At 36.8% G+C, this 11,604-nt stretch carries 12 protein-coding genes; 11 read left to right on the top strand and 1 reads right to left on the bottom strand.

Going from position 1 to position 11,604, the window contains the following annotated elements; all coding sequences use genetic code 11:
- Positions 1–90: 90 nt before the first annotated feature.
- The 3 genes from FHY45_RS04900 to FHY45_RS04890 are packed head-to-tail and all read left to right on the top strand — an operon-like array spanning position 91 to position 1,594.
- Positions 91–675 carry an HAD-IIIA family hydrolase gene (locus FHY45_RS04900; protein WP_066102425.1) on the top strand — a complete coding sequence of 195 codons (585 nt, stop codon included), beginning with the start codon at positions 91–93 and terminating at the stop codon, positions 673–675.
- Entirely contained in the window at positions 641–1,084 is a 444-nt protein-coding gene (locus FHY45_RS04895) for a GNAT family N-acetyltransferase (protein ID WP_066102099.1), read from the top strand. Before FHY45_RS04900 ends, FHY45_RS04895 begins: the two co-directional genes overlap by 35 nt.
- Positions 1,085–1,123: 39 nt before the next feature.
- Positions 1,124–1,594 carry a methylated-DNA--[protein]-cysteine S-methyltransferase gene (locus FHY45_RS04890; RefSeq protein ID WP_139891536.1) on the top strand — a complete coding sequence of 157 codons (471 nt, stop codon included), beginning with the start codon at positions 1,124–1,126 and terminating at the stop codon, positions 1,592–1,594.
- Between the two features lie 190 nt (positions 1,595–1,784).
- Here FHY45_RS04890 and FHY45_RS04885 read toward each other — a convergent pair whose 3' ends face one another.
- The gene (locus FHY45_RS04885; protein WP_139891535.1) at positions 1,785–2,552 is read right to left on the bottom strand and encodes a DeoR/GlpR family DNA-binding transcription regulator; all 768 of its coding nucleotides are present in this window, start codon (positions 2,550–2,552) and stop codon (positions 1,785–1,787) included.
- A gap of 241 nt (positions 2,553–2,793) precedes the next feature.
- Here FHY45_RS04885 and rhaB point away from each other — a divergent pair, with 241 nt between their 5' ends.
- From rhaB to FHY45_RS04845, 8 genes are all read left to right on the top strand, one after another.
- The gene (rhaB, locus tag FHY45_RS04880; RefSeq protein ID WP_139891534.1) at positions 2,794–4,272 is read left to right on the top strand and encodes a rhamnulokinase; all 1,479 of its coding nucleotides are present in this window, start codon (positions 2,794–2,796) and stop codon (positions 4,270–4,272) included.
- Complete coding sequence (rhaA, locus tag FHY45_RS04875; RefSeq protein ID WP_139891533.1) at positions 4,235–5,512, top strand: L-rhamnose isomerase; 1,278 nt, start codon at positions 4,235–4,237, stop codon at positions 5,510–5,512. Before rhaB ends, rhaA begins: the two co-directional genes overlap by 38 nt.
- An 83-nt stretch (positions 5,513–5,595) precedes the next feature.
- Positions 5,596–6,429, top strand: coding sequence for a rhamnulose-1-phosphate aldolase (gene rhaD / locus FHY45_RS04870; RefSeq protein WP_139891532.1), 834 nt, complete (start codon positions 5,596–5,598; stop codon positions 6,427–6,429).
- A 25-nt stretch (positions 6,430–6,454) separates the two neighbouring features.
- Positions 6,455–6,769 (top strand): L-rhamnose mutarotase, encoded by a 315-nt coding sequence (gene rhaM, locus FHY45_RS04865; protein ID WP_139891531.1) that lies wholly within the window; start codon positions 6,455–6,457, stop codon positions 6,767–6,769.
- A gap of 73 nt (positions 6,770–6,842) precedes the next feature.
- Positions 6,843–8,114, top strand: a complete 1,272-nt coding sequence (locus tag FHY45_RS04860; RefSeq protein WP_139891530.1) for an MFS transporter — start codon at positions 6,843–6,845, stop codon at positions 8,112–8,114.
- Positions 8,115–8,226: 112 nt separating this feature from the next.
- Positions 8,227–9,366, top strand: a complete 1,140-nt coding sequence (locus tag FHY45_RS04855; protein ID WP_139891529.1) for an iron-containing alcohol dehydrogenase — start codon at positions 8,227–8,229, stop codon at positions 9,364–9,366.
- 140 nt (positions 9,367–9,506) lie between these two features.
- The gene (locus FHY45_RS04850; protein WP_066102093.1) at positions 9,507–10,346 is read left to right on the top strand and encodes a MerR family transcriptional regulator; all 840 of its coding nucleotides are present in this window, start codon (positions 9,507–9,509) and stop codon (positions 10,344–10,346) included.
- A 73-nt stretch (positions 10,347–10,419) separates the two neighbouring features.
- Entirely contained in the window at positions 10,420–11,601 is a 1,182-nt protein-coding gene (locus FHY45_RS04845) for an MFS transporter (protein WP_139891528.1), read from the top strand.
- The last annotated feature ends 3 nt before the right edge of the window (positions 11,602–11,604 follow it).

The raw sequence follows: 11,604 nt of genomic DNA, 5'->3' as shown, positions 1-11,604 counted from the left end.
AGCAATTTGCTTCCTGTTTTTTATATAAAAGGATTTTGTAATTGATATATAGAAATTGTAAGAAGAAGGGGATTATATATTATGAATAAGATAAATAAAATTGAAGCAGTTTTTATTGATCGAGACGGAACAATAGGTGGAGATGATACGATTCATTATCCGGGTAAATTTGAGTGTTTTCCCTTTACGCATTCTTGTATCGAGCAGATTAAAGAAAATAATATAAAAATTTTCGCATTTACAAATCAGCCAGGGATTTCTAGAGGAATGGCAACCGAGCAAGATTTTATCGATGAGTTAAAAGGCTTTGGTTTCGATAATGTTTTAATATGTCCTCATTCTCCGGAAGATGGATGTAAGTGCAGAAAGCCAGGGATAGGAATGTTATTGAAGGCTGCTTCTAAACATCTATTAAACTTAGAAAATTGCATTGTGATTGGGGATAGATGGAGTGATATGGCAGCAGCTAAACAGGCAAATTGTTTAAAAATACTTGTAAAAACGGGATCAGGACATGCAACATTATTGAAACATCAGAAAAAAATTAAGAGAATGACAATAGAGTATATTGCTGAAGATTTAAAGGATGCTGTGCAATGGATTTTCCAATCACTAATTAATCAAGAGGAGGATAAAATAGTTGGAAATTTATCAGGCCACTCTAAAGAATCGTGAAGGGGTTAGCCAATTATTTAATTCGTATCGAGAATTTTATCATCAACCAAGTGATTTTGATGGTGCAATGACTTTTATTAGTGAGCGCTTAGAAAAGAGGGATTCAATTATTTTTGTGGCTGTGAATCATAAAAGGTATGTGGGATTTATACAGCTTTACCCGTCGTTCTCCTCTATTGCCATGAAACGAACTTGGATACTTAATGATTTGTATGTTATACAAGAAGCAAGACGAGAGGGAATTGGACAGCTGTTAATGGATGCAGCTATTAACTTATGCACGGAAACGGGGGCAAAATCATTATCCCTTCAAACAGCACCTGACAATGAACAAGCGCGAAGACTGTATAAAAATAATGGTTTTACTTTAGATAATGAGTATGACTCATTTATTAGGTATTTTAGATAATAATGAACAGAATGATTAATGTAAAGGAGGATATTTTAGGTGGGGAATAAATATGCCTATTATTATACGACGCTAATAGGTAAAGTAGGAATCGCAGAAGATGGGATCGGGATTACAGATGTGTTTTTAGGTGAAAAGCCAATAAAAGCTGAGATTAAGGAAACACAGTTAATTAAAGAAACTGTTATGCAACTGGAGGAATATTTTAAAGGGGAACGGCAACAATTTTCTGTAAAACTGAATCCTCATGGTACTCCATTTCAACAGAGTGTATGGAAGGAATTATTGCAGATTCCTTATGGAGAGACAAGAAGCTATAAACAGGTGGCAGAGAGGATAGGGAATCCTAGTGCCTCTCGAGCAGTAGGAATGGCGAATAATAAGAATCCGATTTTTATTATCGTTCCCTGCCACCGTGTAATCGGCTCTAGTGGAAAACTGGTTGGATACGGTGGAGGAATTGATATAAAAGAAAGGCTTTTGAAGTTGGAATCTAAACTAACTACTTGATAGCTGGCATTTATGCCAGGATCCAGGACGGATGGTATACAACCGTTAAGCATAGAAATAAAGATACTTATTAATTGCAATAACCTTACCTATATCATTGAGCAAGGTTAATTGTAATTAACATAATGGTCTCCCATTATGTTAACACTTTTATATTAAACATTTATTACAATTAGGTTGGAGTCGATATTTAGCTTTTATCCGGATATAAAACTATGATATTTTGGTTCTCTAAAAAAACAATCCAATCATTATCAGGTTTTTTATCAGTAATTAAATAGTCGATTTGATGGAAATTAAACATTTTTATAAATCCAGTATGATCAAATTTACTGGAATCAACAAGCAGAATCGTTTTATTAGCTTGCTTGGACATTACCTTTTTTAATTCAGCTTCTTGTTCATTTGAATCAGTTATTCCATTCTGCATAGAAACACCTTTACAACTGATCAAAGCAATATCCACATTATACTGAAGTAAAGAGCTCCGTGCGATAACTCCGGATAACGAGTTAGTTTGATCTTTAAGAGTACCTCCAGTAGAGATAACTGTATGGTTCTCATGTTTAATGGATTGTAAGATGTTGACGGAGTTTGAAATTACAGTTAAGTTATTCCGTTCAATCATTAAAATATGTAAAGATTCATAAACTGTTGAACTGGAGTCTGCCATGATGGTGCTGGATTCTTGTATTAATGGTAGCAAAGTTTGTGCTATCGCTTTTTTTTCTTCAAGTTTTCTGGTATGACGCATTCTATATGGTAAATCCTCGTTTTGTATATTTATTACTGCCCCACCATGATTACGAGTAAGAATTCCGTCTTTCTCCAGTTTTTCCAAGTCACGACGAATGGTTTCTTCAGTTACAGAAAAAATCACGGCTAATTGAGCAACTAATACTTTTTTTTCTCTATGTAGCATATTAGTGATTTTTTCTCGTCTTTCAAAGGCTTTCATCCTCACCCACCCTTTATATGTTATTGACTCTCCTATTTTAACAAAAAAACAACAGAATGAAAGCAGTATACAAAAAAACAAAGAGAAAATGTTGTTTTATTTTTGAAATTCGAAAATTTGTCGGAAATTTTGTCATAAAAAACAAATAAAACAAAAAAATATGTTGAATTTATTTTGTTTCGAGAGTAACATGAACTTGTAAACAAAAAGGAGCATCGCCATAAAGGGAGAGTGATTATCGTTGCCTTATATTGCAGTTGATATTGGGGCTTCAAGTGGTCGATTGGTTATGGGAGAGATTATCAATCAAAAACTTGAAATCAAAGAGATTCACAGATTTGCAAACGGTTTTATGGAGAAAGATGGATTTTACCGATGGGATATCGATCATTTGTTAACTGAAATTGTTAAAGGGCTTGCAGTTGTAAAGGAAAAGGGTTACGACAACTGTATAGTTGGAATTGATACATGGGCAGTTGACTATGTTCTAGTAGACCAAAAAGGTAAGCGTTTACAAGAAGTAATTAGTTATCGGGATAACCGAACTGAAAATACGATTGAAAAAGTTACAAAAATGATTCCCAAAAAGAGTATTTATAATAAAACAGGCATTCAGTTTCAAAATTTTAATACCTTCTATCAACTATATGAAGAAGAGGACAAAATGCTCGAGCAGACGAAATATATTTTAATGGTTCCGGACTACTTAGGTTATTGCCTCACTGGAAAAGCAGTTACAGAAGTGACAAACGCTTCTACTACCCAATTATTAAATGTACATACTGGAGATTTTGATGAAGAGCTTCTTCAAATATTAAGGATCAACAAGGAACAATTTCCACCCTTGGTACAACCAGGCTACATTCTTGGAGATTTACAGAAGGAGAAATTTCCTGAATACAATCTCCCAGATTGCAAAGTAATAACTGTTGCTACGCATGATACAGCCTCAGCTGTACTAGGAACACCAGGAGAAAGTAATAATTGGGCATATTTAAGCAGTGGTACATGGTCATTGTTAGGGATGGAATTGCCAGAGCCAGTGGTTTCTGAATCGGCATATAAACATAATTACACAAATGAATGGGGTGGGTTCCATACTACCCGCTTTTTAAAAAACATCATTGGAATGTGGCTAATACAGGAAGTAAGAAGACTTTTGCCAGTTAACTATACATTTGCAGAATTTGTTGAAGAAGCTAGGATAGTCGAAAGCTATGAACCTTATATTAATTTCAATGATGATAGATTTATGAATCCCAAAAATATGATTGAAGAAATCCAGGAGTATTGTCGTGAAACGGATCAAAGAATTCCAGAAACAGCGGGTGAATTAGCAAGTTGCATATATATAAACCTCGCAATCGTTTATTCAATTGCATTGGATGAATTAGAAGAAATAACAGGTAAGAAAATCGATTGTATCCACATCGTCGGCGGTGGGGCTCATAATGAGTTGCTTAACCAACTGACGGCTAATATGAGTGGTAGGCAGGTATTCGCGGGGCCAACAGAGGCGACTGCGGTCGGCAATCTGATTATCCAAATGATTGCAATAGGAGAACTCAAATCAATGGATGTTGCAAGGCAATTCATTCGTGAATCTTTTGAAATAAAAGAATATAGATCAGAACCCGTTGACCGTGAAAGATTACTTAATAAATTCAAGGAGGTAACATCAGATGAACGAAAAAATCAAACAGAACTATTTATTGGCTAAAGAACAATATGAACAATTGGGAGTAGATGTAGAGACTGCACTTGAAAGGCTGAAAAATATCAAAATTTCCATGCACTGTTGGCAAGGAGATGATGTTAGTGGATTTCTTAGTAAAGATCAGGAGTTGACAGGAGGTATTTCTGTAACAGGTAATTATCCTGGCGTTGCAAGAACACCAGAAGAATTAAGGGCTGATTTAGAAAAGGCATATTCATTGATTCCTGGTAAACATAAATTAAATCTGCATGCCATTTATGCGGATACAGATGAAACGATAGATCTAGATGAACTGGAACCACGTCATTTCTCTAAATGGGTTGATTGGGCTAAAGAACAGGGAATTGGTTTGGATTTTAATCCTACCTGTTTCTCGCACCCTAAATCTGATGACGGATTTACATTGAGCCATCCGAATAAAGAAATTCGTGATTTCTGGATTGAACATTGTAAGCGTTCTCGTCGGATTGGAGAGTATTTCGGCAAAGAATTGGGACAAACATGTGTAACGAATTTGTGGGTTCCTGATGGATATAAAGATATCCCTGTAGATAGACTTGCTCCGCGTAAACGTTTAGAGGAATCACTGGATTTAGTCTTTGAAGAAAAGCTTGATCCGGAGTATAACCTTGATGCTTTAGAAAGTAAATTATTCGGTATCGGCGCTGAAAGTTATACAGTTGGTTCACATGAATTTTATATGGGCTATGGTTTATCAAGAAACAAATTGATTTGTCTTGATGCAGGCCACTTCCATCCAACTGAAGTTGTATCAAATAAATTATCTGCCATGAAACTATTTACTGAAAGGTTATTACTGCATGTAAGCAGACCGATCCGTTGGGATAGTGATCATGTTGTAGCATTTGATGATGAATTGCAGGCAATTGCACGGGAGTTAGTGGTCAATGACATGTTGGATACGACTCATATAGGTTTGGATTTCTTTGATGGGTCCATTAACCGTGTGGCGGCTTTGGTAATTGGAACTCGCAATATGCTAAAAGCGTTGTTACTTGCATTACTTGAGCCAACTGCCCATTTAAAAGAGGTTGAATTATCAGGTGATTATACGACTCGTTTGGCGCTAATGGAAGAATTAAAATCATATCCATTCGGAGCCATTTGGGATTATTATTGCGAATCCCAAAATGTACCTGTACGACAGGATTGGTTGAAGGAAGTTAAACAATATGAACAGGAAGTATTGGCGAAGAGAGGTCAGGAATCAGTACTGGCTTAAGGAAACGACTAGAGCCCTGTATTAAAATATGAATTTTACATGGGATCCGGATTTAACTTAAATTAAGGAAAAAGGTGAATGTTATGTCTTCAAGTATTTTACAAGCACCATTTCTAAAGGAAATGTGTGAAACCACAGCCAATTTATATCGATTGGGTTGGGATGAAAGAAACGGAGGAAATATCAGTTATTTGTTAAGCGAAGAAGAATTATCCCAATACATTGATACAACTAACGTTTTACGTACAGAAAAAATGAGTTTTGATGCCAGTGCTTTGGCAGGTCGTTATTTGATTGTAACTGGATCTGGTAAATATTTTAAAAATGTCATGACAAACCCAGCAGTTAATCTCGGTATTATTCGTATAAGTGCTGATGGTTCAAGCTATGAATTGTTGTGGGGATTTGAAGATGGTGGAAAAGCGACAAGTGAGCTGCCAACCCACTTAATGAATCATATTCAACGTTTAAGTGTAGATCCGAACCATCGTGTTATCATGCATTGCCATGCGACTAATCTGATTGCAATGACATTTACTCACAGTCTTGAAGAGAAGGAATTCACTAAAACATTATGGGAAATGTGTACAGAATGTATTGTTGTATTTCCAGAAGGTATAGGAATTATTCCTTGGATGGTACCAGGCACAGATGCCATTGGTGTCGCATCTGCAGAAAAAATGAAGGATGTAAGGATTGTAATGTGGCCACATCATGGGATTTTTGGAGCGGGAACAACAATGGATGAGACATTTGGTCTGATTGAAACAGCAGAAAAAGCTGCAGAAGTATATACCATCGTATGTGCACAAGGTGGTAAAAAACAAACCATAATAGATAGGCAACTGCAGGATTTGGCTGATGCATTTGGAGTGAAACCGAGAGAAGGCATATTAAATATAGGTGTTAGACTCTAATAAGTACTGAACTGGAGTGGTAAAGATGATTAGAAAAGCAAGTATTATGACAGTTTATCAGGATCAATATGAAGAATATAAAAAACGACATGATGAGTTATGGCCGGAAATGGCTGACGAGTTAAGAAACCATGGAGCTCATAACTATTCGATTTTTTTAATGGAAGAAACAGGGCAACTGTTTGCTTATCTGGAAATTGAAGATGAAGAAAAATGGAATCAAATGTCTGAAACAGAAGTTTGCAAAAAATGGTGGGCTTATATGGAACCTTTAATGGAAACAAACTCTGATAACAGCCCTGTATCGACTGATTTACAAGAAGTATTTTACTTAAAATAACCATGCCAACTGCATCCGGTGTATGGCAATTTGAAACCGGGTGCAGGTAGTCTTGTGGAGAGGAGCAGGAAGAATGGCCGAAAAAGGAAGTTTGAAATCTACAATCACGGTAGCGATGTCAAACTATTTAGAAGCAGGCTCGATTGTTGCAGGTGCAGGAGGATTAAGTCTTTGGGTTGAATATTTAGGACTCAATGATGCAAAAGTAGGTTTGTTGGGAGCCATAAGCGCAAACGGTTTCGGTGCAGCAATTGGAGCATTAATAGGTGGTTTTCTTGTTGATAAATATGGCCGTAAATTTATCTATAAATATGACTTATTAGTCTATATGTTGGGAGCACTTTGCATTGCACTCTCCTTTAACTTCCCAATGTTATTAGTAGGGTATGTAATTCTTGGAATTGCCGTAGGTGCTGCTATACCTGCTGCTTGGACATATATTGCTGAAGAAGCTCCAGCAAAAGAACGCGCCGCCCACGTTGGTTGGGGACAGCTTGCCTGGGGCGTAGGACCTGCAATTTCACTACTATTATCTGTTTTATTGGCTCCATTAGGCTTGTTGGGTAGTCGAATCATTTTCGCTCAATTAGTGGTAGTGGCATTAATTACATGGATCTTGCAACAACAAATTAATGAATCTAGTATTTGGGAAGAGCAAAAAGAAAAAGAAGCAAAAGACAAAGAACAGGGTAAAATTCAGATAGGTTCTCTGAAAGAATTATTTACAAATAAAGCTAATGTGAAAGCGTTAACACTATTGATTGGGATTTATTTCTTCTGGAATCTCGTGGCAGGTACGAATGGATACTTTATGCCATATATTTATGAAACAGTAGGGGGATTAACATCAGGACAAGCAAATTTACTGCAATGTTTCTTGTGGATTTTAACGGTTGCATCTACATACTTTGTGTTTATTAAATTAGGCGATAAAGTAAGTAGGAAATTATTGTTTGGTGTGGGAGCTGCAATGGGGATCGTAGCTTGGGCTGTTCTTGCATTCGGTAGTATGGGTATTACTGAATTGTTAATCTATGTTCTACTTTGGGGTGTGGCTTGTGGATTTGGTGCGCAATGCTTCTACGGTTTATGGGCTGGAGAGCTTTTCCATACAAAATATCGAGCTCAGGCTCAGGGAGTAATGTTCTTTGTTGCACGTGTTGGTGTAGGCTTAATTTCACTTGTCGTGCCAATTATGATAACGGTAATCGGATTTAAGTGGGCAGGTGCAATTATGATTGGATTCCTGATTGTCCATATGGTTATTGGGTTAATAATGGCACCAGAGACGAGAGGGAAAACATTGGAGGAAATTCAAGAGGAACGCTATGGAAAGGTTAGTTAATTGAACTTCTTGTAATATGGAATTCTCTTTATATTACGATTGATAATATAAGGAGAATTCTTTACATTAATTTGTGAAATTATGAGCATTATTTAGGAGGCCGTCGATTATAATGTACTATCTACCAAGTAAAAATTTAGTCGGACGTGGGTGTTTAAAAGAATTAGGACCAGAGGTAAAAACCTTTGGGTTCAAAAAGGCATTAATTGTGACAGATAAATTTCTGTGTGAATCGGGTGTAGTTAAACAGGTTACAGACCAACTAGATTTAATAGGAGTCTCCTATAGTATATACAATGATGTGAAGCCAAACCCTACATGTGTAGAGGTTCATAAAGGATTGGATATTTTAAAAAAAGAGGATTGTGATTTTATCCTTTCAATCGGTGGTGGTTCACCTCAGGATTGTGCAAGCGGGATCAGTGTGCTTGTGACAAATGGAGGGAACATACGTGATTATGAAGGATTACATAAATCGAAGAAATTAGGTTTTCCAACAGTTGCGGTGAATACAACTGCTGGAACTTCAGCTGAATTAACAATTAACTATGTAATTACAGATGAAGTTCGTGGGGTTAAAATGGTTTGTGTGGATAAAAATAGCTTGGCGATTCTTTCTGTAAGTGATCCGGAGCTAATGGTTGATAAACCAGCTTCATTGACTGCTGCAACCGGAATGGACGCATTGACTCATGCGATTGAAACTCTTGTAACGCCAGGAGCTAATGCCATTACAGATGCCACTGCTATTGAAGCAGTTAAATTAATATTTGATGCACTGCCGACTGCAGTTAAGGATGGTAAAAATATCGATGCGCGTGAAAAAATGGTCTATGCTTGCTTCCTTGGAGGTATGGCATTTTCAAATGCAGGTCTAGGATTTGTCCATGCAATGGCTCATCAATTGGGGGGCATTTATGATTTGCCGCATGGTGTTTGCAATGCGATGCTATTGCCAATTGTGGAACGTGAGAATGCAAAGTATGCTCCTCAGAAATTCCGTTTAATAGCTGAAGCATTGAATTTTGATATAAAAGGTAAAACAGATGAACAATGCAGTGCTTTTGTTTTAGATAAAGTTGTTGCATTGTCTGAAGAAGTTGGGATCCCTAAATCTTTAAAAGAACTTGGAGTTGAAAATCCTGATTTGGATCTTCTCTCTGAAAATGCATTGAAAGATGCATGTGCACCAGGTAATCCTTTCATGCCAACAAAAGAACAAACAGTCGAGATGTTTAAAGAAATAGTATAATTAATAATAAATGAACTGATTCGAACGGATAGATATCAATCTCTTTTCTTATCAGTTTTTTTCATTGGCTCCTAAATATCCTTGAATGATTTATAATAAAGTATATCTAATCGCACGAAAGAGACGATAAGGAGCATAACATGGAGAAGCAGTATTTTTTGATTGGTGAAGTGTCAAAGCTTACGAATACATCCGTTCAAACATTACGGTTTTACGATAAGATTGGCTTATTTAAACCTTCCTATACCGATCCTGATAATCAATATCGATATTATAGCAATACGCAGCTGTTTTATTTGGATATCATTAAATCACTGAAGCATGTCGGAGTCCCGTTGAGTGAGATAAAATCTGTATTACAGTTATCAGCGGGGGAGATGGCTGAATTTTTAGATGCGCAGGAAAGTAAAATTGAGCAGCAGCTGCGTCGGCTGGAGGATGTTAAGGCCATTCTGCGTTATAAGAAGAAGCAAATACTAAATCAACCCTCTCCTGAACAATTAGAAAAAGTGTATATAAAAAAATATGATAAACAGCGTATTCTTACTTATAATCAGGCACCTTCATCTGCCACTATTATTCCAGTAAAAGAATACGGCCATTTAATGAAAGTATTAGAAGACCATGGGACGGTATTTGATAGTGTCTATTGTGCGACGTATCCATTAAAAAAATATGATTCTATGTTAGATTGGCAATATACATCTATCTTTACACCAGTTCTCACGGACGAGGAAATCACGGTCTCAAATAAATATATGGAGATTGGTGAATTACCTGCCGGTGAATACGTATGTATTGCCTTCCATTCAGCAGAAGGAGTATATGAATCCTCTTATGAGACGCTTTATTCTTATATTATAAACAGAAAAATACCAACTGAAAAAATCGTCTATGAGTTGTATATGCCTTTTACCGATACGGCAGTCAATGAAGATGATTTTATCGTTGAATTGAAAGTACGAATAAAATCTACTTGACCCTATAGTAACTATAGGGTTTATTTTTATTAGTAGGAATTATAAACTAGTATACAAGAAAAGGAGTAAAACGATGTCAGGCAGCAAGAATCAGAATAAAGTACTTATCCTTTTATTAAGTAATATGTTTATTGCATTTTTAGGGATTGGCCTTGTAATACCAGTTATGCCTACACTTATGCGAGAACTTAACCTCGATGGCACGATTATGGGCTACCTCGTTTCAGCGTTTGCGGTCGCACAGCTCATTTTCTCACCATTTGCAGGGAAATGGGTGGATTTATACGGACGTAAGCGTATGATTATAATCGGTATGTTTTTATTTGGCATATCAGAGTTGATATTCGGTTTGGGAGAACAGGTATGGGTACTGTTCCTGTCCAGAATTTTAGGTGGAGTTAGTGCGGCATTTATTATGCCTGCAGTAACAGCATTTATCGCAGATATTACCACAATGAAGGAACGTCCAAGAGCATTGGGGTATTTATCAGCAGCAATTAATACAGGCTTTATCATTGGACCGGGAATTGGTGGTTTCTTAGCGGATATAGGTACGCGAGTGCCTTTTTATTTCGCCGCTGGACTAGGGATTTTCGCGGGAATCTTCTCCATTTTAATGTTGAAGGAACCTGAGCGCACAGTAGAAACGAATTCTTCAAAAGAAGTACCTGGCAAGAAAGGATATCATAAGCTATTTACGATTATTTACCTTATTCCGTTCCTAATTATCTTATCATCTTCACTTGGTCTATCTACCTTTGAATCTATGTATAGCTTATTCGTTGATCAAAAATATGGCTTCACTGCTAAAGATATAGCGATGCTCATTACGGTTAGTGCCATATTAGGAGTCATCGCACAAGTATTTTTATTCGAGAGAATTACAAGAGTAATCGGGGAAATATGGCTGGTTAAGCTATGTTTACTGGTAGGAGCTGTTTTTGCGTTCCTTTTAACAAGAGCATCCGCTTATTGGAGCGTGTTGGCGGTAACGTTTTTGGTATTCCTTGCTTTTGACTTAATCAGACCGGCAATAACGACTTATCTATCTCGTATAGCCGGAAAAGATCAGGGATTTGTCAGTGGTATGAACTCAGCATTCACGAGTGTTGGGAATATTATCGGACCGGCAATTGGCGGGATTTTATTTGTTATTGATCTGATCTACCCATATATTTTTGCGGCTATATTATTGGGAATTAGCTTGCTGATTTCCTTTGTATGGCGTGAAAGGACAACGGAAGTCCAGTCATAGATT

The sequence above is a fragment of the Bacillus sp. D386 genome (genome assembly GCF_006346415.1).
Note: the sequence above shows the minus strand (reverse complement) of the source record. Positions and strands in the feature narration are given on the sequence as shown.

Coding starts and splice junctions, on each gene's coding strand:
- rhaD (WP_139891532.1), top strand. CDS start 5,596: ATGTCTTCAAGTATTTTACAAGCACCATTTCTAAAGGAAATGTGTGAA.
- FHY45_RS04850 (WP_066102093.1), top strand. CDS start 9,507: ATGGAGAAGCAGTATTTTTTGATTGGTGAAGTGTCAAAGCTTACGAAT.
- FHY45_RS04855 (WP_139891529.1), top strand. CDS start 8,227: ATGTACTATCTACCAAGTAAAAATTTAGTCGGACGTGGGTGTTTAAAA.
- rhaA (WP_139891533.1), top strand. CDS start 4,235: ATGAACGAAAAAATCAAACAGAACTATTTATTGGCTAAAGAACAATAT.
- FHY45_RS04860 (WP_139891530.1), top strand. CDS start 6,843: ATGGCCGAAAAAGGAAGTTTGAAATCTACAATCACGGTAGCGATGTCA.
- FHY45_RS04885 (WP_139891535.1), bottom strand. CDS start 2,552: ATGAAAGCCTTTGAAAGACGAGAAAAAATCACTAATATGCTACATAGA.
- FHY45_RS04845 (WP_139891528.1), top strand. CDS start 10,420: ATGTCAGGCAGCAAGAATCAGAATAAAGTACTTATCCTTTTATTAAGT.
- rhaM (WP_139891531.1), top strand. CDS start 6,455: ATGATTAGAAAAGCAAGTATTATGACAGTTTATCAGGATCAATATGAA.